This is a genomic window from Puia sp. P3 (assembly GCF_050632245.1).
In the GTDB taxonomy this organism is placed as follows: Bacteria; Bacteroidota; Bacteroidia; order Chitinophagales; family Chitinophagaceae; genus Puia.
Window position 1 is genome coordinate 3,701,949 of the sequence record NZ_CP192583.1, and the last position, 22,427, is coordinate 3,724,375.

Genomic DNA, 22,427 nt, shown 5'->3' on the forward strand with positions numbered 1-22,427 from the left:
GTATCGGTATTGAGGTATTTTTTAAGGTATTCCTGCTGCGACTGTATATCCCCTGGCCAATATTTTTAATTGCACATACGTTTCCCTGGATTTAGCCAGTGCGGCAATACTATCCAGGCCCGCACTTTCTCCTGTACGGACGCGCAAAACGGCCGCCTTACTAAGTGATGAATATAGGCTATCCAACCGTTTCCATAACTGTTGCTTGCTTTCGAAATACCATAAAGTATAGTAAATACTTTGTACGTCCCGTTTTATTTCTTTTGCTTTGATCGCCCTGGAAATCTCGACGGATTTGGCTTGTTCAAGGAAAAGGTTTCTCCTTGCCCTATACAGCCCTGGCCAATCCAGCGTCTGAGATAAACCAATTTTCAATATTCCCTTTTTATCATCTGACGTTAAGTCCTCGTTTTCGACAAAAACACCCGTATTGGGGATGGCATAGCCTGTTTTACTTAAAGCCCGGCTCCGATCAATCAGGAGATCACTTGCCTTAAGCTGTAAATTCCTTTGAAGGCTCATATCGAACAGATCATTGAAAGAAATCCTGGTACTTACAGGTACTGTTTGCGCATACGATGAATAAGTAGAGCCAAATATGATTATAACCAATGCAGCGGCTTTTGCGGCCCTATTACTAAATATCTTCTTTCCTCCTGAAAAGACAATATACAGGCAAGGCACTACTACAAGCGTTAGAAAGGTAGCCGTTATTAATCCCCCTATAACTACCGTTGCCAATGGCTTTTGCACCTCTCCACCCGCACCCGTCGAAAACGCCATTGGAGGAAACCCAATGCAGCAACCGTAGCCGTCATGAGCACGGGCCGCAACCTGATATTGGTCCCTTCCATAACTCTTCTGATCACATCGTTAATGCCCTCATTCTTAAGGGCATTAAAAGTGCTTATTAATACGATCCCATTTAAGACAGCAACCCCAAACAAAGCGATAAATCCAACGCCTGCAGAAATGCTAAATGGCATGCCGCGTATTAGCAACGCAAACACGCCTCCTATAGCACTCATCGGGATGGCTGTAAAAATAAGGGCGGCATCTTTAAACGAGCTAAAAGTGATATACAACATAAAGAAGATCAGCAACAAGGCAAGAGGTACAACTACCTTTAACCTGGCTGATGCTTTTTCGAGGTTCTCGAATGTTCCACCATAGGTGTAGTAATACCCTTGGGGTAAAAAGTTTTCTTTACCCAGCCCTGGTCTGAATATCTTTTACGACTGTTTGTACATCCTTCCCTTCAATATTAAAGCCTATCACTATTCTTCTTTTCCCGCTTTCCCTTGTTATTTGTGCAGGGCCGTCCTTAAGAGAGACAGTAGCCACCTGCGATAGAGGGATCTGGGTGCCATTGGCCGCAGCAATAAACAAATTCCCTACATCGTCTATGGAGCTTCTTCTGGCACTGTCGAGCCGTACCACTAAGTCAAACCGCCTTTCATTTTCATATACCACTCCAGCAGTTTCTCCGGCGAAAGCGGTGCTTATCGTACGATTTACATCTTCTATGTTTAATCCGTAATTGGCTAATTTAGCTCTATCGTAGACTATGGTAATTTGCGGCAGCCCCGTTGTGCGTTCCACCTGGGGCGATCCTGCCCCTTCTACTTTTCGTATTACATTGGCCACCTTCTCGGCAAGGTGTGCCAATGTGTCGATATTTTCGCCAAATATTTTAACTGCTACATCCTGCTTTACACCTGTCATTAGTTCATTAAACCGCATTTGAATAGGCTGGCTTTGTTCAACAAAAACGCCCGGGATAACCGAAAGTTTCTGTGCCATCAATTCGGAAAGTTCTTTATAATCCTTAGTACTAGTCCATTCTTTTTTATCTTTTAAAACTATCATAAGGTCAAGTGGCTTCCGGAGGCATCGGATCAGAAGGTATTTCACCTGTTCCTGTTTTACCCACCACTGCTTTTACCTCGGGAAATTCTTTGATTATTCTTGATGCCTGCATACTTGTTTCTATGCTTTGTGACAGCGATGTACCCGGCGGCATTTTAAATTCAAATGCATAATCTCCTTCTTCCAACTGAGGGATGAACTCTCCACCCATTTTCGAAAAAACATATCCTGTAATTATTAATAACACTACCGCTACACCAACTACAATAAATCGTATTCTTATGGCGCCTTTAAGGAGGGGTTCGTATCTCTTCTGGAAAAACTCCATCATTTTGTCGGCAAAATTCTTTTTATGGACTGCCTTTTTGGAGAGGAATAACGCACTCATCATTGGGATGTAGGTGAGCGATAAGAGTAATGCACCCAAAATAGCAAATGCGACCGTTTTGGCCATCGGACCAAACATTTTCCCTTCTATACCTTCCAGTGAAAGAATAGGCAGATATACGATAAGAATGATAACCTGGCCAAATGCAGCAGAACTCATCATTTTTTTAGCGCTCCCTTCTACCGCATCATCCATCTGTTGACTGGATAATTTCTCCTGGTATTTTGCCAGCTGCCAATAGGTGTAAGGTCGCTTCAACAATGATGACCGCGCCATCCACGATCAGTCCAAAATCAATGGCACCCAAACTCATAAGATTGGCACTTACTCCAAATAAATTCATTAAGCCCAATGCGAATAGAAGAGATAGGGGTATTGCTGAAGCAACGATCAACCCAGCACGAAAATTCCCCAGAAAGACGATCAATACAAAGATCACGATCAGAGCACCCTCCACGAGGTTGCTTTCCACGGTTCCTATGGCCCTTTTAACAAGCCCTGTTCGGTCGATAAACGCTTCAATCTCAATGTCTGGTGGCAATGCAGCCTTTATTGTTTCCATTTTTGCCTTTACCCTTTCGACCACAGCTGCGCTATTAGCACCTTTAAGCATCATCACAATGCCCCTGACGGCCTCTTTCTGACCATTATAGGTCAAAGCGCCATAGCGAACAGCGTTTCCGAACTTTATTTCGGCCACATCCCTTATAAGAACAGGAATTCCATTCACGCTGTTTTTTATTGAGATTTTGCTGATCTCATCCAAGGAAGTTACCAGAGCCAATCCCCCTTATAAAATAAGCATTCGGTTTCTTATCGATATAGCCTCCGCCCGTATTCTGATTATTTTTTTCCAATGCGGAGAAAATCTCAGGAATCGTGACGTTCATAGCCTTAAGCCTTGCGGGATCAACAGCGACCTCGTATTGTTTGAGCATTCCTCCAAAACTGCTTACCTCTGCAACTCCCGGGGTTCCATATAACTGTCTTGCCACAATCCAATCCTGCATGGTTCGCAGATCCATAGCTGAATACTTGTTCTCAGCTCCCTTTTTAGGGTGAATGACATATTGGTAAACCTCCCTAGTCCGGTACTAACCGGGGCCAATTCCGGAGTACCCACACCTTTGGAGAATTCTATCAACGGCCTCCTTTAATTTTTCAGAAATTAATTGGCGTGCAAAATATATGTTTACATCATCGTGAAAGACTACCGTAATTACGGAGAGTCCAAAGCGGGAAATGGAGCGCATTTCCTGCAAGTTTGGCAAGTTAGCGAGACTTTGCTCTATGGGATAGGTCACAAACTGCTCTACCTCCTGTGAGGCAAGCGTAGGGGTAATCGTGAGTGCCTGGACCTGGTTGTTAGTAATATCGGGTACCGCATCAATGGGCAAACGATTAGCACTCCAAATACCCCATCCGATGAGAGCCAACGTAAAAAAACCAATGATAAGTTTATTGTGAATACTGAACGCTATGATTCTATTGAGCATGATTAAATCTATTTTGAAACAAGCCTGTAGTAGGTAATGACAATTCCAGCAATGGCCATCAGCATTACTATGCTCAGCAGGATTAATGAAATGTTTTTGACAATCCGCATCCACCTTGGCTTTACAGGGGCTTTTATTTTACTGTAAACCGGCTTTTTACGGGTTGATGACTTTGATGAAGCCATAACCTCGAATTTATTGCTATAATAAAAAGGGGAAAGGTGCGCTTATAAAGCGTACAAAGGAATAAATGCTACTAAGAAAGCAATTGCGGCGGTTGCCAGATAGGAAGAGAGATCTCAATAATATTTCCCGGTGAGTATGAAGTAAAATGCCTGTCTCCCTTTATTTCCAGAGTGGAAACAGAACCGAACATATGATTAAAAGAGAACCCGGCACAACAAGCGCACTGACAAAAAGGTGAGCAGGTATCTGAATGGTCCTGGCTATTATGTCGTGAGGTCTTTGAAATCTCTGTTTTCGTTTTATCTCCCTTCATGGCAAAAACATCATCTTTACAAGGCATCCAGCTTTGTATGAGAATGATAACTGCCATTATTAGAGAAAAAGCCCTCATTATGCAAAATAAGGCTTGTTATTGCACATAACCAAGACTAAAGTCAATAAAAATATCAACGGTGTTGCATTCTTTGTAGTTTTGTTCGTCATCTGGTCTTTCAAGTAAATATCGCCAGCGCTAGGTCGATGGGCGCTGTCACATACCGTTCTACCTCCTGTGCGTCAAGGTTGGGTGCCCGGCGTGATCACCTGTAGCTGGTTATTAGTATTATCCGGTACGGCATCAATTGACAGCACCGACAGGGAAAAGATGCCCAGGCCACCTGAATAAGGGTCAATACTTCGATTACCAATTTATTCCGAATGGAATAATTGATAATCTATCTATTCAGCAACATCTGTCTCTCTTTCGACAACTGTTCCCAGTTCACCCACCGATACACGCGCGCTATCGTACCGCACCACCGCCTCTTCCTTTGCAAATGACGTATTCACCTCCCGAACGCCCGGTGTTGCCAATAGCGCATGATCCACCAGCCTCTCACAGTCCGCGCAGCCCATCCCCCGGACATGGTCTTTGATAATAGGGAAAGGTGGACAGAAGAACTGAAACGACGGCTACCCCCAAAAGAAAACCCATCGATTGCCATATACTTCTCTTTCCTCACAGGTCCAATCGTCCTTCGGCTATGACCGGTATGCCCTGTAAAACGCAAATCCCAGCACCAGCGCTGTCGCCCCCAACAGGTAAAGACGCAGCGGGGCCGCCCAGCTAAACGCGGACGCCGCCCCACTCACACCACCCAATATTGCCAGCACTGGCACGACACAGTACAGCGAAGACGCCAGCGCCAGTAAAAGACCCGAACCCAGTAAGACTTTACTATTCTCCTTACTCATACCATTTCCGGTTTTGCATTCATTTGATCAATGATCTTGAAAAAGGGGCGCAACAACTTTATCTGCTCCGTCCTCACCGAATAAAGGATCGTTTGCCCCACCTTCCGCGACTCCACCATATCCCGTCCTTCATCTTCCGCAAATGCTGCGAGATCGCCGGAATACTCATCCCCAGCATATCGCTCAGGTCACAAGGGCAAAGCTCCTTCTCCTCTTCCAGGAGGTGCAATATCTTCAACCGCACCTCATTGCCCGCCAACGCCGGGGCAGCCGCCAATTTCCCCAAAGCCACTCGTTTCCCTGCCATCAGTTCCCGGACCCGCTTTATCTGCGCCGGGTCAGCTTTCTCCCTAATACAAACATTCTTTATTTAAGCAAGATGCTTAAATAATTGGAAGTTCAGTCTTTGCAAGGGTTTTCTATCTTTGTGTTATGGATGACAAAACTCATTGGGAAACAATCTACAGGACCAAGGCTTCAGATCAGCTAAGCTGGACACAAACTGTTCCCAAAACATCCCTGGACTTTATAGAAGCTTTTCAATTGTCCAGGAGCGCCCGTATAATAGATATAGGCGGTGGGGATAGCCATCTAGTTGACTTTCTGCTGGAGGAGGGTTTTCGGGACATTACTGTTCTGGATATCTCTGAAGAGGCTCTAAAGAGGGTCCGCTTTCGCCTGGGTGATAAAGCTTCCTCAATCAGATGGCTCGTTTCGGATATTACGAACTTCCAGCCGGATGTTGATTACGACCTTTGGCATGACAGAGCAACCTTCCATTTTCTTACTGAACGGTCTCAGGTCAACCGCTACCTCTCTGTGGCCCGTGCCACCGTCCATACCGATGGTTATGCCGTCATTGGCACCTTTTCCGAAAATGGTCCTGAAAAATGCAGCGGACTCCCCATTCATCAATATACAGAACAAGAGCTTACCCAGGAACTCAACATTGGGTTTCAAAAATTAAAATGCATTACAGAAGACCATCTTACTCCGTTTAACACTTTGCAAAACTTTCTATTTTGTTCCTTTAGAAGAGCGTGACAACGTACATTAACAGTTTATGATAAATATAAAAAAATGAACCTCATATCTTCAACTATTCTATACATCGGTTTCTTCATAAGTCCCTTTTTTAAGCCACCCGTTAACACCATCGGGGATGGCGAACAACCCCAGATCAGCGCAGATACAAAAGGCAATATCAGCCTCGTATTTGGGCAAGAAGATAAAATATACTGGTCCACCTCGGGTGACAACGGCGGCACTTTTTCGAAGCCTGCTCTGATAGGCCAGGTGCCTCAAATGCATTTAGGAATGGCCAGGGGTCCTCAGATCGCCTGTTCAGCGAACTATTCTATTATTACGGCTATGGATAGGTCCGGAAACATCCATTGTTACAGGCGTTCTAATTCATCGCGCGTGTGGAAGGACATAGGCACGATTAACGACGTACCGGGATCGAGCCCTGAAGGCCTGATGAGCATAGCAGCGGATAACAAGGACAATTTTTATGCGGTGTGGTTGGATACCCGAACTGGTAATAAGAATCAGGTATATTTTGCTGCCCTATCCGGCAAAGCGCCACGTTGGTCAAGAAATACTTTAGCTTACCAGTCTCCGGATGGACATGTTTGCGAATGTTGTAAGCCAAGTATTGCCGTGCAGGGATCCACCATTGCCATTATGTTTCGCAACTGGTTACAAGGCTCCAGAGACTTATATTTATTGACCTCCAAAGACAAAGGTCATTCCTTCGAGACACAAAAATTGGGAGAGGATACCTGGAAGTTGAACGGCTGCCCGATGGATGGAGGGGGAGTTGTTGTCGATCCATCCGGCAGGATACATACTGTGTGGCAGCGAAAAGGTTTTGTATATTACTGCAAACCCGGTGAAAGGGAAATTAATATGGGGAAGGGACGAACCTGCAGCATCGCCGGAGTTACCGCAAAGCCTGTCATATCCATGGAGACCGGAGATACGTTGAAATTGGTGCGACCCTATCCGAAAAATGAAATAACCATTGGTACCGGCAGTTTCCTACAATCTATCGTTTTGCCGGACAGCAAGATACTTTGCGTATGGGAGCAAGACAAGCAGATCAAATTTAAGAGAGTATAAACTCATTCATCCTTCTGAGCAAGAAAGCATGACCGGTAGCAACACTTCTGTAGATCGTAAAAAAGAATAGACTTTGTCATTGACCACATGGTGGCCAACTCCCATGCTGATATCTCCTTACAAACTTTGTCAGCAATCGCTCATTATTCGCCCTTTCATTTGCAAAAAGTTTTCAAACAGGTGATTGGCGAATCGCCGAAGCAATATATGCTGAAACTACGCCTGGAGATCGCCCTCCTTCAATTGATCATTCATCCTCAGAAAACCATCCAGGAAATAGCAGCAGATACTGGATTTTCTTCACCGGCCGCTTTTTCAAGAGCGATCAGGTCCCATTATGGACGTACACCGGTGGAATTCCGTGCCTTGTCCCATTCCCGAAAGATGAAGCTCCTGCATGGCGGCAACCCGATGACAGTGGGGCATCCTGCTTTATCCGATATGGCATCCCGGCATGCTCCCGTTGCTATCCACATCGTCAAAAAGGAGCCCATCAAAGGCTGCTACCAGATCGTGTCTTTTGATGATCCCCGGAAGATCCACCGAGCCTTCCAGGAACTAGCCAAGACGGCCAGGGCCCGCGATGGGATGATTACTACGCCTGCTTTTTACGGCATCATCACCCCTCATCAGCGAAATATCTATAAGGCGTGCCTTGCAGTTACCCAGGGACATACCTTTACTGATAAGTTCCCTGTTACAGAGATAAAAGGTGGAATATTTGCCAGTTTTATTGTCCAGGGTGATCTCTGGCAAACCACTGAAGTGATCCACTATTTTTACTACCGATGGCTGCCGGAAAGCGGATATAAGATCTCAGCCACTACAGGCTTTGAAACCTTCGTCGAAAACCCGGCCTGTACGGCCTATCAGCAATTGACCAGGGAAATTCACATACCCATCGAGCCTGCACAATAACATTCGCAAGTTTTGCAAAGTCTTTCCCGAGGATTTATCAAGCAGAATAGCAGACTGGCGCCCAACTTTGCGGGAATAAAAACCATTTATGCAGGATTTGCATTCCAGAAATCGTCCTCCGACACCTCGTTGGGTAAAATTGCCCGGTATCCTCTTAATCATCCTTATACTGGTTATGATCGTGTTGCACTTGACCGGTCATAGCCTTCACCATCATTAGTAACCATGACTGCTCCATTTCGCAACCTGACGCTTCTCGCTCATATTATTTTCTCGGTCGGCTGGCTCGGTGCTGTCGCAGGCTTTCTATCGCTGGCCGTCACCGGTGTCACGAGCAAAAATGCACTGATCATCCGCGCAACCTACCTGGCTATGGAACCAGTCACCTGGTGGGTCATCGTTCCGTTGGCTTTCGCTGCTTTGCTTACCGGCCTTCTCCTGTCATTGGGTACCAAATGGGGGATGTTCGATCACTATTGGATACTGGCCAAGCTCCTGATCAATCTGGTTTCCATTATTCTTTTGTTGCTGCATACACAAGCCATTGATCATATGGCCCGCGCCGCCGCCAATGCGGCTATATCCAAGGCAGACCTGGATGGGCCGGGTGTCAAACTTGTAGATGTTTCCATTGCTGCACTGATCGCCTTACTCGTGGCTACCGCCTTGTCCGTCTATAAACCCCGGGGCCTGACCCGTTATGGATGGCGGAAGCAGTATAATAAACCTAGGGAACCCAATTCATGATAAGGTTGTTCAGGCAATCTATTGTACTATGATCTTATTGGAAGAAATTGTGTCGCTCTTATTCCCTGCCCTATCTATGACTGCGAACTTGAAAATAATCGTATCATTTTCCTGGTCACTTTGGTTTAAATAAGTATAGCCCTGGGTAAATTCAAACTGTCCCTGATTTTGATTAGGAAAATCAGGGATCGATGCGATCAAGGTATCGACGCCGCCTGTGCCAATAGGCAGCGGACGCTGATTCAAACGGATACGAATGGCAATAAATACGCCCTGGCCCAAGTCCCCTTTGTTATCAGTGAATTTTAGGTGGGCATCCAGGCTGCCTCCGGGCGTGATGGTTGTGTTGATAGATTCAATACTGATCTGCGGCCTTGTCTGAGATGCATTCTTTTTGCAGGCGACCGTAAAGATGAAAAGAAGGATCAACAACAGTAGCTGTATTTTCATAATCATTGAATTTAAATGGATTGCCTGACTTTCAATAGACCTGCATTGATAGCCACCACCACGGTGCTTACACTCATAAATACGGCGCCGGCGGCTGGGCTTAATAATATGCCCTGCTTATACAGAACGCCAGCTGCCAGGGGTAAGGCAATCACATTATAACCTGTCGCCCAGATCAGGTTCTGGATCATTTTTCGATACGTCGCTTTCCCGAACAGGATCAGGCTGACGATATCTTTCGGATTGCTGTTCACCAATACGATGCCAGCTGTTTCCGCGGCTATATCGCTGCCGCTGCCTACAGCGATCCCTACATCCGCCTGGGCCAAAGCAGGAGCGTCATTTACCCCATCGCCCGTCATGGCGACGAACTCTCCTTTGTCTTGTAGTTCCTTAATTTTCTGCAGCTTTTGATGGGGTAGTACTTCTGCCAGGTAGCTATCCATGCCCAGCTCTTTGGCTACTCCTTCCGCCACTATCTTATTGTCCCCGGTCAGCAGAATGGTTTTTATCTTATTTTGATGTAGCGTTTTTATTGCTTCGGCCGATTCGGGCCGTACCTGGTCAGCCAGCGCTATAAAGCCCGCGACCTGATCGTTGATCAGGACATATACCAAAGTTTCTCCTGGCTTAATTTCCTGTAAAGAAGCACTATTGACCAGCTTTTCGTTAACATACTGGGGGCTGGCAATCGTGACTTTTTTCCCGTCCACGACCCCGGAAATGCCTTTACCGGTAATGGCCTGTGTATCGGTCGCCCCGGACAATGGAAGATGCAGTTCGTTTGCCTTTGAAGGACACCGGTGGCAATCGGGTGCTCCGACCCTTTTTCAATAGCTGCAGCCAATTGGAGGATCGTTTCGGCTGAAAATTCGGTACGAAGCGCCTGGTAACGCACCACTTCAAATTTGCCAATGGTTAAGGTACCTGTTTTATCGAATACCAGGGTAGTGATCCTGCGGGAATTCTCAAAAGCTGTCCTGTTTTTGATCAACAAGCCATTCTTAGCAGATAGCGCCGTTGATTTAGCTACCACGAGGGGGACCGCCAGCCCCAATGCATGCGGGCAGCAAATGACGATGACGGTGACCATTCTTTCAATTGCAAAGGACAGGTCCTTTCCGGCGATAAACCAGTAAACAAAAGTGGCTATACCCATCAGCAGGGCAATCAGCGTTAGCCATTGGGCGGCCGCATCGGCCAGCAATTGTGTTTTGGATTTTGCTTTCTGCGCGTCGTCCACCAGTTTGATCACTTTCGACAAATAGGAATCTTCTTGTCCATGCTGTACAGCTACTTTGAGGACGCCATTGCCGTTGATCGCTCCGGCAATCACTTTATCGCCTTTTATCTTATGGACGGGCTTAGATTCGCCTGTCAACATGGATTCGTTCAAAAAGCTCTCCCCTTCGGCTATTATCCCATCAGCTGCCACTTTTTCTCCGGGTTTGATTTGAATGAGATCACCTGCCTTTAAGGAATCTGTCTTAACATCCATCACATGGCCGCCTTCATGTATAATATGGGCTTCCGAAGGCATTAGCTGTACCAATAACTCCAGTTCCCGCGAAGCGCCCGCAACGGACCTCATTTCGATCCAATGGCCCAGTAACATAACCAGGATAAGGGTAGCCAGTTCCCAGAAAAAATCCATCCCGTGCAAGCCCAGTGACCGTGGCTACGCTGTATACATAGGCCACGGTGATGGCAAACCCGATCAGGGTCATCATACCCGGCTTCCAAGCCTTCATTTCTTCCAGCCAGCCTGTAAGAAAGGGCCACCCCCCATAAAAGAAGACGATAGACGATAACAGCAACAGGGCATAATTGGAACCGGCAAAGGCGATTTTAATATGTAACCAATGCTGGATCATCGATGACAGCAGCATAACCGGAATCGTCAATGCCAGCACTACATAAAACCGTTTTTTGAAATCATGGATCATCATAGCGTGATGATCATGCCCTGCATGTCCCATTGGGTGATTAGTGTCATGTTTCATGGCGGGATGCTGCATCTCATCATGGGCTAGTTCCTTTGTGCTTTTATTGGTTCATTCGCATGTTCCATAACGTTGAAATTAATAAGTGATAGTAATACCCCCACCCATACCCATGTCGCTGTCATAATGCGTGGATAGGGAAATATATTTCGTAAGAATATAGCGGAGGCCTGCCATATATTCTTTGTCGGTATTGATCATCATGTTAAAGCGGAGGCGTGGGGAAATAGGAATGTCTTCACGGCTTAGCTGGAATCGCAGTTTACCATTGCCGTCGATTCGGGCATCTGCAATGAATAACATAGGCAACGTGTAAGCGATACCTGCTATAATAGTATGTCGGTTCAATTTATTACTCTTTTGTCCAAACCAGTTCTTTTCTTCGCTGCCGAAAATATTTTTAGGCCCGCCTTCTACTTTGTAATGGTAATCAAATCCAATATAGGGATACCACCATTGCATCCGGCCCAAATAGCGACCGATCATGGTCTCGCTTTCATAACCGTGCATGTCATGCAAGCCCAAGTTCCAAATGGTACTCGCTTTCCAGCGGGTCTGCGCAAACATCAATTCACCATCACTGCCACTGCTTTCCAAACCAATTCTTGCCATGGAATGAAACATCCTGTCATCGGAATTTAATCCTCGTTTGGCTACTTTGGCGCTGGTAAGATCTGTTTTGTCAACCAGGGTATCCTGGTAACTAAAAACACGGCCCATGCCGCTCATCATGTGGTATAAGATATGACAAGTGGAAAAACCAGTCCCCACCTGGCTCAGTGGCCGCGAATTCAATGGTATCCCTTTCCATTGGCATGATGTCGATGATATTTTTCATAATGGAATAATCTCCTTGCCCGTTCAGCAGCCGGAAGTCATGGCCGTGCAGGTGCATGGGGTGACGCATCATCGTATTATTATAAAGAATAATTCGTACGTTTTCGCCTTTTTTAATCAGGATCTTATCAGCCTCGGAAACCACCTTATTATCTATGCTCCAGACATATCGGTTCATATTACCCGTCAACGTAAAATATAATTCTTTTACCGGGCCGGGAGGTAAGGTTGTCTTCTCAGGAGCGCGGAGCATGGCGTAATTAAGGGTCACCATATCGGAAGTGCTATTGCCCATATCCATACCTGCCATACTATGCTGGGCATTGTTCATGTCCATTTTTTGTCCGTTTTTCATTTTCATTGTGTCTCCCGGGGGAATTGCTGCTTAAGACCAGGTAAAGTGTCTTTAGGATTTTCAAAACCGGTGATCTCGGGATACATCACCGTGTTCATATCCATGGTTTGATTACTCATTTCCATGCCTTCCATGGTCACCAGTGTTACCCTTCATATCCATCATGTCGTTCATCATCTTCATACCGGAAAAATATTTCAGCTTGGGTAATTTGAGAGCATGTACTTTTTCACCACTGCCGAGCCAGAGGGAAGCCGATTTTGTCCGGTCTTCCGGGGTCACCAAAATTCATAGCTTTTATTTTTTGGGGATCGTTACCACTACATCATATGTTTCTGAGACGGCAATAAGCAACCGGTCAACCTGCACGGGTTGTACGTCATTGCCATCAGTGGCCACCACGGTGATCTTTCCGCCTGAATAAGTTAGCCAGAAGTAGGACGATGCACCTCCATTGGCTATTCTCAACCTTACCTTATCACCTGCTTTGAATTGCGGCTGCTCATTTTGATTTTTCCCATTGATCAAAAATTTATCATAGGCGACATCACTTACATCCATGGCTGTCATCCTTTTCCATTCATTGGTGAACTTTGTTTTCACATGACCGGATCTTACGGCCTCCCAATAGCTTTGAGTGGTGTTTTTTCGAATTCCAAACCAATCGGTTTGATTATGCAGGCTACGATTTACTTCTTTAGGGTTCATATCGATCCAATCGCTTAGTACCACAGGCAAGGTAGGAATATCCCACTCTTTTCTTTTATTCATGATAAACGCACCGTACATGCCGATTTGCTCCTGTAAACCCGAGTGGCTATGGTACCAGTGCGTGCCATGCTGCACGATAGGAAATTTATAGAGATAGGTACTGTGTGGCTTAATGGGCATCTGCGTAAGAAATGGTACGCCGTCATACCGATTGGGAAGAAACAGGCCATGCCAAGTGGAGGGCTGTTACCCTCATTCAGTTCGTTGTGTACCCAGATCTCTGCGGTGTCCCCTTCGGTAAATGTCAGCGTAGGCATCGGGATCTGGCCGTTCACGGCGATAGCCCGTTTGGTCTTGCCGGTAAAACTCACCAGGGTATCCCGGAATGTATAAATGATAAATTACTGTGTGGGGTGGCGTGTTGTTCACAATCGTTTTCATGGGGGTCGCTGCCTGCATCTCCATGTCCTCCATGGGCATTTTGCTCATATCGTGCCCCTGATGACTACTATCCATGGAGGGCATTGGCCCCATGTTGTCCATCTTTTTCGAGCTGTCTTTCGTGGGCATTTGCATGCCTTCGTGGTCTGGACGTGCGCCAGGTGGTTTAACGGCCTTTACCTTTTCTTTTACGAGCTTCATCCCGCATTTGGGGCAGTTGCCGGGTTTGGCAGCATGGATCTCCGGATGCATGACGCACGTGTAGGTCACAGGTTGTGTCTGCTGTTTAGTATCCTTTTTGTTCATGTCCATGCCTTTCATATCCTGTGCCTTCGCAAAAGAATAGACGGCTAGGATCAACCCTATCAATAGCACTTTTTTCATGATTGAATATTTTACTTGCAGCAATCCTTTTTACGAATAAAGATGGCTTTTAAACAATTGAGGAGTAATTGTCCGATCTTTCGCATGCTATTTGCTTTCCAGCTGTTTAATTTTTCCCTTCATGAAATCGATTTCTTTTTGCTGCGAGGTGATTATTTCCTCGGCCGAGCTGTTTAATTTCCGGATCGCTTATGTTAGCTTCTTTTACCATCAGTATGGCCGCCGCATGGTGCGGGATCATGGACTTTAAAAATTGTTTGTCCGCAACAAAGGCCTGCTGGCGGATACCGAAATAAAATAAAACACCGGCCACTACGGCGATGCTTAACAGGAGCATATTCAACGATTTATTCTTATACATGCTTTTCATGATCAATAATTCGATGAGAACCATTGGCATCGTCATCAGACCTGCCATGTATATCTGGTTGATATTGGAAATGACGTTCGCCAGTTTGTCCACCATCGAATACATTAAAATGTACATGGCAATGAAAGACAAGATGACCATAATGCCCATTTTTTTGTAAGATTGACCTTTTGCATGGTTCATGTGATTCCTTTCTTTGCCTGCATGTGATTGCTGATTATTTTCCATGGTAAAAATTTTAAGTTTATTTATTAATAGCAGAGAGGCTATCGGCTTTTTTTGCATCCAATCTTTAAGCAACGTTTTATCAGCTTCGGACAGGTTGGCTGATGTATGCATCCACCTATAAGAAGTAGCGTGGCATCTGTCATCTTTGATGCTATTAACGATCCCTTTCAGTTTACTTTCCTGCTTTCTGACGGGGTAGCTGCCAAAATCGCTAAAATTGAGCTTTGCTTTGCCATTTTTGATGTGTCCCGCCATGATCCAGGCCACCGGCTGTGTATGGACATACCATGGATATCGCGTATTGTTACTGTGGCAATCATAGCACGCTCCCTGAAGAAGACTTTGTACCTCCGCTGGCACGGCATACATTCTCGTAAAATCCGTTGGCAATACCTGCCCGTTTTTATTACGGGCAGGTTGTATGAATTGCAGGATAATCAATATCAGCACGATTGCTAACAGGATCTTTTTCTTTCCTTTTTATGTGGCTCATTTTATTTCTTCTTTGACAGAACCGCAAGTAGGCATTCTTTTACCCAGATAGGGATTTTTGATGTCCTTGGTTTCACTGATCCAGGTGGCGCCTTTGCCATTATTGTACATAGGGCAGAAGTCCTGGTATACCGTCTGGTCCGTTCCAAATTTCTTAACAAGATCATACATGTCTTTGCTCAGCATTTCAAAATGCTCCCGCTGGTGGTCGATCTTGTCAGCGTTATCTCCTATGTGTTCCGCGTTTTCCCGGGTATCTTCCTGCAGATCTCTGTATGCTTTCCTTTGATCGGAACTTAGGGAAGCCGTGTCCAACTTATCCATGGTCTGCACAATGGCTTTCCCGGCAACGGCAGCCTCTTTGCCGTCATCATTCGTCAAAGCATTCTTTAAATTAAAATATTGACTGACAATTCCCTTAATGGAAGAGCCGGGCGTCGTATTGTTATTGGACGCCGTTGCCGGGTGGCTGCTATCGGCCGTTGGTTTATTTTCGGCGGTAGATTTGTTGGTGTCATTGCTGCAGGATGGCAGTATTGTCAGAGAAATGGCAATGCCGATAAGAATCGTTTTCATATTACTTTATTTTATGGATAAATAGTTGTTCAATTATTTTAGCGTTTCTGTGGTCTTTCCACAAGTCAGCATAGCGCTGCCGAAATAAGGATTCTTAATGGATGCTTCATTACTCAGCCAGTAGGCTTTTTTCATGGGACAATAATCATAGTATACGGGCTTGCTGTTGAGCTTTAATCCTTTTGCCAGCGCAAACAAGTTGGACGAAAATGTAGCGAAATGTTCTCTTTGATGTTTGATGTCCTTATTACTGGCGATATGTGTGGCATCGTCCGCCAATTTATCCTGCAAAGACATGAAAACGGTCATTTCTGAGTTTGGGAGGGTCTTCATATCTACCGCCTTGATGATCTTTGCAAATTCAGCGGCTTTACTGGCTGCTGCATTGGCATCGCTATTTACCAGCGCATCTTTAATGCTGTAATAGGAAGGGAGTAATTGGGACAGGGAAGATGGTTGGGAGCCGTCCTGGGCAAAACTGTTTTGTGAGCATATGGATATAAAAAGCGCCAGGAGAAGAAATATCCGGGAGGTATAAAACCTGCGATAATTCGGTTGCATATAAACGATTTAATGTTTGATATAATAGGTACAGGCACGAGAAATATTATCTCGTGCATAACTTGTTCTTACACATTAAATCATATCTGGAAACTCTGAATGGCTATGCGAATGTCTGCTATGGGGATGATAGCCTCGTAGAAAATACTTACTGGCAGGGCGTGTTTGGAAAATATTTAAAAGATCAACAGAATAAAAAGAAGAAACAAAGGCAGTAAAGAAAATTGGGCTAATGCATGCTTTTACAGATTGCGGGGCCGATTTGTCAACCTGCGCAAATTTGATCACTTCGTCATTACAGCAATTACCTTTTTCCTTTTTGAATGGGAATGACCCATCGGAGCTTCGTCATGATGATGGCCATGACTACCCTTGATCTCGTTTTCTTCCTGGTGATGGTGATTGGCATTGAACCCCATATTCAAACCCAATGAACAAGCCAATCCCACTAAGGTATTCGTAGTAAATACCAATAGCAGGAAAACTGCCTTTATTCGTATGAGTACACTCTTCTGCATTACAAGGTGTTACAAATATAGAGAATTTAGGATCGACTATAAAATCTTTATCCGTACAAAGCTACCCCGCACCTGGTATTCAATGATTATAAAATTTTGAGTAAAAGTTATATAATTATGTCACGAGTCTAAAAGTGTATCATTATCTTCTACATGATGGTTCGAAATTATATGTCTTTTCTGACCAGTTGTTATTTCTTTTTTTGTTAAATAATTGATATACAGTGAATTGTCTGCCAATTTATTTGACAAAAGGAGCATATTTTACGGAGAAATTAATTCCAAAACTATTTAATCGCATTTCTCCATATCCTACTGCTCTTAAGGGAAGTTTGCAATAAGGTTCTATTTGTAGCGAAACCCTGTGACTGATGGTTGTCTCCATCCCGACCGACATATTGAATGCGGCAAACGGCAAGAACGTCCTGTTTGCATATTTCTCCGGATAACCAGTTACCGTATTTACATCTTTACAGCCAGTGCTCTTTGCGCTGATAAACAAAGGTTTTAATATAATAGTCGCAATTTTCTTTTTCAATCAGGTAGGACGAGAGGCCTGCGCTTAGGTAAAATAAATTTTTCCCTGCCACATGGACATGGTATCGTATTGCCAAAGGTATTTCAATCATATCCATGGTTCCCTCGACATGTTCTAATTTGCCATTGGGCATGGTTGTAAGCCATGAATTATTGTGCAGCGCAAAATCCTGTCCCGTGGCTATATAATTCTTATGTATCTTCAAAACGCCGATAGCCAGTGACCATCGTTGCTTAACAGTATAGTTCGCCGTGAGACCAAACAAAACACCTCCTCTAGGTTTCGTGTGACTTCCCACCAAAGTAAAGTCGGGGCCGATGTCCAACCCGAATTGCAGGCGTCCTGTGCCTGGCTCGAGTAAGTCTTTGTTCTTCCGTGCTCCAGTACTTTCTTTCGAAAGTTTCTTTGTCGCGACCAGTGCCTTTAAAATTGAATCAAAAGAATGCCTGTCTGCGTGATTGGAGAATAGACCCGCCCGCATACTTATAATACTGGCGTATCTCAGACCATGTCGTTGCCTTGGAAGGGATTTGGATTTTTCGAGTGCCAATGGCAGGTCTGCTGACCAAACTGTTGAACTGTCGGCTGCGAAAATGTCGTCATCACTTCTGTCGAGTCCTGCAAGGCCAGGGTGTCGATGATCTTGGCTGGCGATTTTTTCAGTTAAGACAGGCTTGATTTCGAATGTATAATTGGAACTATAGGAATTTTTTTGTGACTTATTGATATTATCGCACTTTGGTAATGGAGAAATCTCCTTTAGAACTGCCCGGGGAGGACCAGGCGGCGAAGTGGATGTATCTGCCACAGGCAGCGAAGACGTCTGTCTTTTTGATAGATGTTGGGGGAATTGTTGCACAATAAGATACGAAAGACTCACCAACACGAATAGAGCAGGTATAGCGTACATTACGATCCGGCGAACCGCTAATGGTTTGCGCTTGCGAAGGAGATCAATGTCTAACTGCTGTTTTATTTTTTCCCAGCCCGTACCTCTTATGGGAATTTTAGGATCATATTTATTAGCTGCTTTTCGGGAGAGATGATCCATTTCATCATCATCAGGGAAGTTTGCCATATACTTCGGATGCTAATTTATAGGTTGTGCAATGGAGGTTGCCTCGGCTACTGCAACAGCTCCAGAATGTACGGTGCCCGTACAAATGGAGATTACGCAAATAAATTGTTAAAGGTTGTGTACAAAACAGAATTATTTAATAAATGGTCTATTACACGGAAAAGCGTTAAAATAAGGCGTAATTAATTGAATTTAAATATTTTGGATCATCCTCAGACATCCCTGGCTATTTTTTCCATAATATGATGGCTGTCGCCAAACTTGCAAAGAGCATCACAGTGCTGCCGCAGGTCGGAGAACATAATGTATTTGATAATAACGTTATTTTGCTTAATAGCCGGACGAGATAATTGAAGCACCACATCCTTCTCTCTTTTATCAGGTACTATTAAATAAAACACTTCATCCCCGTCTGCTATCGTGTAGGACAAATCTGTAAGCCGCAGGATACCGGAGTAAATACTCGTGCTTTTTTCTACCTCGAAAGCGGCTATGACATTATTCGTTCCTTTTTGAAACCAAAGAACATCAATTAATTTAACGGTGTTCAATGTCTCTCTATCCAAATCGATCTCTGGAAACTGCGGTAAACTAATAAACGAAAAGCTGTTCCCGCAATGGGATTTGGAGCGATCGTTGGAAGCAGCCATTACATCATAGCCTAAAGCACTTCCGATCTTTAGCAGGTGATACTGCATCTCGGTATGCAGATCTTCTTCCTGTTTTTCCTGCTCCACCTCTTCCCGGCGCTTCTCAATTAGTTTTTCAATTTTTTCCGTTCTGGCTCTGATAAATATTCATCTGCTCCTAGTACCAACTTCTGCGTGCCGATCTCAAAAAGTAAGCCAGCGATGGCGCCTAGATCCGATGATAGTTCCGAACGCTGCTGATTATTGGTATTTATCATTACCTCTCTTAATTTCAGGTATTCACTCCAGCTACCCAATTTCTTTTTGTCTTTAAACAGGAAGTTGAAACCATTGATAATAGCGGTATTAAAGGGCGGTATGATTGTGGGGTGCAGAAAATATAGAATACTTGCCACAGCTGGCCCTAGCCCTTTAATCTTTACATTATCAAGTTTGATAATTTCTCTGAGTATCTGTTCCTCTGATTTTGAGTTCAGGCAGTTTTCCAAGAACTGCCCGAATGCTTGTTTGTTCCCTTCATTTTCGTAAATATCCGGAATACGCAATTTTGGCTTCCAGTAAAAAGGGTGAGAAGCCCCTTCAAACACTTGCTTTTGTTCCGTGATGCAGGTTAACACAAATTCAAGCGATGTGCCTTTAAAGTCATTGGGGAACCTTTTATTTTTAATATCCTCTATGACCTGAAGGACACCTCTTCGGATCGATCGAAAAGCTTTCAGCCGCTCGTCATTATTGATAAACCAGGTATTATAAACGGACTGCTGATCTTGTTTATACTGCTGAATGATGTGTGATAGGTGTTCACTCATTTTAATGGCGCTGATCGGTTTTAGGCCCAAACAGCTCGTTAAAATACTGAGTTTCTTTCACATTTACGCATTTCACCCCATATGCCATTCAGAGAAGTGCTTTTATCATCGGCCCGTTTGCTCATAATGGATATATATGATAAAGGAGACCCGTAAAGCTTCCTTTATCATGACGATTAAGCATGCATTCCTGATAAAGCCGTTGTGTCATTGTTTGGTGAATAAAGAGGATACTGGTTTACATTTTTGGGATTTTCATTAGTCCTGGATAGATTCTCAAAAATATTTCCCCGCCGAGAGGGTTATTTCCGTAGAGGGATGCCAGCTTTTGATCCGGACGGAACCAGGTCATATGCCCGCCGAGCGACACCCTGGTCTTTAAGATCGTAAGGATGTCGTAGGTAAGCCCCAGCGTAAGGGCATTAACGGGAAACAAGGCATGGTCTCCATAGGTGCTTGCTTCCAGGTTCAATTCCTCTGTAGATTTCTGTACCCATTCATACCGGGTATAGATCTCAAACCGTTTTAAACGCAAGGCAGCCTCCAATAATACCGCATTCTCCGGGTCCTGTCCGGCCGTTTTATTCTGGCCCCACAGGGCTGTAGCATTCAGCCAGCTATCATTTTCCAAGGGTAGACTATAAATAGCGGAGGCGGTTGTCCTGTTCACATCTTCTTCCGGGTGAAGTGCTTCAGGGCTTTTCACGAACCCATGAGACACTTGCAGCGACCAGTTATCGGATGGGTTGAACGAGAGCCGTCCGCTCCAGGAGTTGAACCGGGGTTTATCAAAATTATACCTGTTCTCATCCGGCTCCCGCCCGGTAAAAGAGGACGCTTCCAGCTTAAACTTATCATACCGGTAACCGATGGTAGCCACTCCAAAGGTAATATGGGTGCCGTCATTCCAATGGTGGCTGATGGGCGCATCCGGGTTGGCTAACGCGGAAGGCCGGTGCATGAAAGCCACGGAGCCCGGGGCCGGCTCTCCCGGGTAACCGATATATACCGACAAATCCGACTTTTTTGAGAAGGCATAGGAATAAGCTACCGATAATTCTGAGAAAAGATCATGGGGATGTTGCCTATCAACCAAAAGGCCGGTTTTTCCAACTTTCTCCGGACTGAAAAAGGAGCGGATAGCCATTGCCGCCCTCCGTCAGCCGATCCAGCGAAAACATCGTATTGAAATGAAACAATCCCCTTGCGCCCACCTTTGTCTCACCCCATCACCATCAGCCAATTCGGGGCATCCCATTGCTGATTACCTCTGGAACCCTTGTCCCGAATATCCTGCTTATCATACCTGGGTGCAATATTACCATGTATCATGTACATCCACTTGTCAGAATGTATCATATATCCATACATGGGAGAGGCATCCGGCAACCAGGCCGTACCCGATCCGTTGCGGTTCATGGGAAGATTTAGCGAAAATGAGTGGCTCATGGGAACATCCATTGGCATGTGCATGTCCATTGGCATTTTTTTCGGGAACTGTCCATTTTCGTCCCGGAAGAGTCTTTCATGCCGGGCATGGCGTGTTGGTGCTGGGGATGAGGCAGCAAGAAAAAAGCCGATGGCGCCCAGGAGTAAAGATGAAGTGCTTATACATACGATCAGGTTTAAGGTTATCGTTTATTGGCAATCAGCCAGGACGCCAGTTCGTCGATTTCCATGGTTTGCGATTTGACCATGCTTTTAGCCATTATTAGCAGATCTGCATTGCTGCCATGATGTAAATAGGCAGAGGCATTATCGGTCGCGCTTTGGTGATGTACGATCATCAGGGTCGCAAAATCGTTGTCAATATCTCCGGTTATTAGCTGTGTATCAGCGAGCTTGCCCATCTTTTCCATATTGTTCTGCTGTTCCATGGTGAAGTCCGGATCACTGTTATCAACGGTAAAGGTGGATAGCAGGATAGACAACTGCTGTATTTCTTTTTGCTGCTCATCAATGACTTTTTGAGCCGTTCGTTTTAGCGAATCGTTCTTACCTTGTTGGAGTTCAAGGTTGGCCATGCCGATGGCGCCCTGATGGTGCATCCGCATCATGGCTGCAAAATCAATGTCCGGATCGTTGGTCATTTTCATCGTATCCATTTTACTCATCATAACATGCATCGAATCCATCATACGGTTACTGTCATGTGCTTGAATCTTTATTCCATCGCTTTTAGAGCAGGAAATGACTGTCAACAAAAAAATATGCTATTGACATATTAATAATCTTATTCATAACCTTTTTTTATACTTATTAGCAATATGTTTCGGCGAGAAGGTAGGCAAATAACTATGCAGGGGGCGTTGCCAGCTATCTATAAAAAGGACAATACAAGTTCATAACAAGATCTGTATTGTCTTTACGGTCAGATTCGCAAATTTCGCAGTTGTAAATATAGCGGCAGCATTTTTAGCGGAGGAGCATTTGCACAAGAGAACTTCCGGAAGGCGGACCGCTCA

Annotated in this window: 29 protein-coding genes and 3 pseudogenes; 4 read left to right on the forward strand and 28 right to left on the reverse strand. The window is 44.9% G+C overall.

Annotated elements, in window-relative coordinates; all coding sequences use genetic code 11:
- Window positions 1–21 precede the first annotated feature (21 nt).
- From ACQ86N_RS22640 to ACQ86N_RS22690, 11 genes and pseudogenes are all read right to left on the reverse strand, one after another.
- Window positions 22–684: a TolC family protein gene (locus tag ACQ86N_RS22640; RefSeq protein ID WP_431217553.1), complete on the reverse strand. Its 663-nt coding sequence runs from the start codon at window positions 682–684 to the stop codon at window positions 22–24.
- 36 nt (window positions 685–720) lie between these two features.
- Window positions 721–1,229: pseudogene (locus ACQ86N_RS22645) on the reverse strand (efflux RND transporter permease subunit); the annotation flags it as partial.
- On the reverse strand, window positions 1,207–1,914 hold the full coding sequence (locus ACQ86N_RS22650) for an efflux RND transporter permease subunit (protein ID WP_431217095.1): 708 nt from the start codon (window positions 1,912–1,914) through the stop codon (window positions 1,207–1,209). The gene ACQ86N_RS22650 and the pseudogene ACQ86N_RS22645, both read right to left, overlap by 23 nt.
- Window positions 1,874–2,452, reverse strand: a complete 579-nt coding sequence (locus tag ACQ86N_RS22655) for an efflux RND transporter permease subunit (protein ID WP_431217096.1) — start codon at window positions 2,450–2,452, stop codon at window positions 1,874–1,876. Before ACQ86N_RS22655 ends, ACQ86N_RS22650 begins: the two co-directional genes overlap by 41 nt.
- Entirely contained in the window at window positions 2,445–3,023 is a 579-nt protein-coding gene (locus tag ACQ86N_RS22660) for an efflux RND transporter permease subunit (RefSeq protein ID WP_431217097.1), read from the reverse strand. The genes ACQ86N_RS22655 and ACQ86N_RS22660 overlap by 8 nt, the downstream gene beginning before the upstream one ends.
- A pseudogene (locus ACQ86N_RS22665) lies at window positions 3,016–3,753 on the reverse strand (efflux RND transporter permease subunit). The gene ACQ86N_RS22660 and the pseudogene ACQ86N_RS22665 overlap by 8 nt, the downstream one beginning before the upstream one ends.
- Before the next feature lie 8 nt (window positions 3,754–3,761).
- Window positions 3,762–3,938, reverse strand: a complete 177-nt coding sequence (locus tag ACQ86N_RS22670; protein ID WP_431217098.1) for a hypothetical protein — start codon at window positions 3,936–3,938, stop codon at window positions 3,762–3,764.
- Between the two features lie 71 nt (window positions 3,939–4,009).
- A complete protein-coding gene (locus ACQ86N_RS22675) occupies window positions 4,010–4,330 on the reverse strand; it encodes a DUF6660 family protein (RefSeq protein WP_431217099.1) in 321 nt (106 codons plus the stop codon).
- A 326-nt stretch (window positions 4,331–4,656) separates the two neighbouring features.
- The gene (locus tag ACQ86N_RS22680; protein WP_431217100.1) at window positions 4,657–4,833 is read right to left on the reverse strand and encodes a cation transporter; all 177 of its coding nucleotides are present in this window, start codon (window positions 4,831–4,833) and stop codon (window positions 4,657–4,659) included.
- Between the two features lie 126 nt (window positions 4,834–4,959).
- The gene (locus ACQ86N_RS22685; RefSeq protein ID WP_431217101.1) at window positions 4,960–5,172 is read right to left on the reverse strand and encodes a hypothetical protein; all 213 of its coding nucleotides are present in this window, start codon (window positions 5,170–5,172) and stop codon (window positions 4,960–4,962) included.
- Between the two features lie 73 nt (window positions 5,173–5,245).
- Entirely contained in the window at window positions 5,246–5,479 is a 234-nt protein-coding gene (locus tag ACQ86N_RS22690; RefSeq protein ID WP_431217102.1) for an ArsR family transcriptional regulator, read from the reverse strand.
- A gap of 125 nt (window positions 5,480–5,604) precedes the next feature.
- Here ACQ86N_RS22690 and ACQ86N_RS22695 point away from each other — a divergent pair, with 125 nt between their 5' ends.
- From ACQ86N_RS22695 to ACQ86N_RS22710, 4 genes are all read left to right on the forward strand, one after another.
- On the forward strand, window positions 5,605–6,216 hold the full coding sequence (locus tag ACQ86N_RS22695; protein WP_431217103.1) for a class I SAM-dependent methyltransferase: 612 nt from the start codon (window positions 5,605–5,607) through the stop codon (window positions 6,214–6,216).
- A 36-nt stretch (window positions 6,217–6,252) separates the two neighbouring features.
- A complete protein-coding gene (locus ACQ86N_RS22700; protein WP_431217104.1) occupies window positions 6,253–7,296 on the forward strand; it encodes a hypothetical protein in 1,044 nt (347 codons plus the stop codon).
- Between the two features lie 87 nt (window positions 7,297–7,383).
- On the forward strand, window positions 7,384–8,214 hold the full coding sequence (locus ACQ86N_RS22705) for an AraC family transcriptional regulator (RefSeq protein WP_431217105.1): 831 nt from the start codon (window positions 7,384–7,386) through the stop codon (window positions 8,212–8,214).
- Between the two features lie 225 nt (window positions 8,215–8,439).
- Window positions 8,440–8,961, forward strand: coding sequence for a hypothetical protein (locus tag ACQ86N_RS22710; protein WP_431217106.1), 522 nt, complete (start codon window positions 8,440–8,442; stop codon window positions 8,959–8,961).
- A gap of 18 nt (window positions 8,962–8,979) precedes the next feature.
- Here ACQ86N_RS22710 and ACQ86N_RS22715 read toward each other — a convergent pair whose 3' ends face one another.
- The 17 genes and pseudogenes from ACQ86N_RS22715 to ACQ86N_RS22795 form a co-directional block, all read right to left on the reverse strand.
- Window positions 8,980–9,411 carry a hypothetical protein gene (locus ACQ86N_RS22715; protein ID WP_431217107.1) on the reverse strand — a complete coding sequence of 144 codons (432 nt, stop codon included), beginning with the start codon at window positions 9,409–9,411 and terminating at the stop codon, window positions 8,980–8,982.
- Window positions 9,412–9,422: 11 nt separating this feature from the next.
- Window positions 9,423–10,124 (reverse strand): HAD-IC family P-type ATPase, encoded by a 702-nt coding sequence (locus ACQ86N_RS22720; RefSeq protein ID WP_431217108.1) that lies wholly within the window; start codon window positions 10,122–10,124, stop codon window positions 9,423–9,425.
- Entirely contained in the window at window positions 10,013–11,026 is a 1,014-nt protein-coding gene (locus ACQ86N_RS22725) for an HAD-IC family P-type ATPase (protein ID WP_431217109.1), read from the reverse strand. The genes ACQ86N_RS22720 and ACQ86N_RS22725 overlap by 112 nt, the downstream gene beginning before the upstream one ends.
- On the reverse strand, window positions 10,923–11,414 hold the full coding sequence (locus ACQ86N_RS22730; RefSeq protein WP_431217110.1) for a hypothetical protein: 492 nt from the start codon (window positions 11,412–11,414) through the stop codon (window positions 10,923–10,925). The genes ACQ86N_RS22725 and ACQ86N_RS22730 overlap by 104 nt, the downstream gene beginning before the upstream one ends.
- A gap of 78 nt (window positions 11,415–11,492) precedes the next feature.
- On the reverse strand, window positions 11,493–12,146 hold the full coding sequence (locus ACQ86N_RS22735) for a hypothetical protein (protein WP_431217111.1): 654 nt from the start codon (window positions 12,144–12,146) through the stop codon (window positions 11,493–11,495).
- A complete protein-coding gene (locus ACQ86N_RS22740) occupies window positions 12,118–12,606 on the reverse strand; it encodes a multicopper oxidase domain-containing protein (RefSeq protein ID WP_431217112.1) in 489 nt (162 codons plus the stop codon). The genes ACQ86N_RS22735 and ACQ86N_RS22740 overlap by 29 nt, the downstream gene beginning before the upstream one ends.
- A 2-nt stretch (window positions 12,607–12,608) precedes the next feature.
- Window positions 12,609–12,740, reverse strand: a complete 132-nt coding sequence (locus tag ACQ86N_RS22745) for a hypothetical protein (RefSeq protein WP_431217113.1) — start codon at window positions 12,738–12,740, stop codon at window positions 12,609–12,611.
- A gap of 163 nt (window positions 12,741–12,903) precedes the next feature.
- Entirely contained in the window at window positions 12,904–13,497 is a 594-nt protein-coding gene (locus ACQ86N_RS22750) for a multicopper oxidase domain-containing protein (RefSeq protein ID WP_431217114.1), read from the reverse strand.
- Window positions 13,498–13,980: 483 nt separating this feature from the next.
- A pseudogene (locus tag ACQ86N_RS22755) lies at window positions 13,981–14,142 on the reverse strand (hypothetical protein); the annotation flags it as partial.
- Window positions 14,143–14,248: 106 nt separating this feature from the next.
- Window positions 14,249–15,190, reverse strand: a complete 942-nt coding sequence (locus ACQ86N_RS22760) for a heme-binding domain-containing protein (RefSeq protein WP_431217115.1) — start codon at window positions 15,188–15,190, stop codon at window positions 14,249–14,251.
- Between the two features lie 39 nt (window positions 15,191–15,229).
- Window positions 15,230–15,808, reverse strand: a complete 579-nt coding sequence (locus tag ACQ86N_RS22765; protein WP_431217116.1) for a DUF3347 domain-containing protein — start codon at window positions 15,806–15,808, stop codon at window positions 15,230–15,232.
- Window positions 15,809–15,841: 33 nt separating this feature from the next.
- Window positions 15,842–16,369 (reverse strand): DUF3347 domain-containing protein, encoded by a 528-nt coding sequence (locus ACQ86N_RS22770; RefSeq protein ID WP_431217117.1) that lies wholly within the window; start codon window positions 16,367–16,369, stop codon window positions 15,842–15,844.
- Window positions 16,370–17,357: 988 nt separating this feature from the next.
- Complete coding sequence (locus ACQ86N_RS22775; RefSeq protein ID WP_431217118.1) at window positions 17,358–18,503, reverse strand: hypothetical protein; 1,146 nt, start codon at window positions 18,501–18,503, stop codon at window positions 17,358–17,360.
- A gap of 212 nt (window positions 18,504–18,715) precedes the next feature.
- On the reverse strand, window positions 18,716–19,240 hold the full coding sequence (locus ACQ86N_RS22780; protein WP_431217119.1) for a hypothetical protein: 525 nt from the start codon (window positions 19,238–19,240) through the stop codon (window positions 18,716–18,718).
- 20 nt (window positions 19,241–19,260) lie between these two features.
- On the reverse strand, window positions 19,261–19,962 hold the full coding sequence (locus ACQ86N_RS22785) for a hypothetical protein (RefSeq protein WP_431217120.1): 702 nt from the start codon (window positions 19,960–19,962) through the stop codon (window positions 19,261–19,263).
- Window positions 19,963–20,200: 238 nt separating this feature from the next.
- Window positions 20,201–21,109 (reverse strand): hypothetical protein, encoded by a 909-nt coding sequence (locus tag ACQ86N_RS22790; RefSeq protein WP_431217121.1) that lies wholly within the window; start codon window positions 21,107–21,109, stop codon window positions 20,201–20,203.
- Window positions 21,110–21,593: 484 nt separating this feature from the next.
- Window positions 21,594–22,166 (reverse strand): DUF305 domain-containing protein, encoded by a 573-nt coding sequence (locus ACQ86N_RS22795; protein WP_431217122.1) that lies wholly within the window; start codon window positions 22,164–22,166, stop codon window positions 21,594–21,596.
- Between the last annotated feature and the right edge of the window lie 261 nt (window positions 22,167–22,427).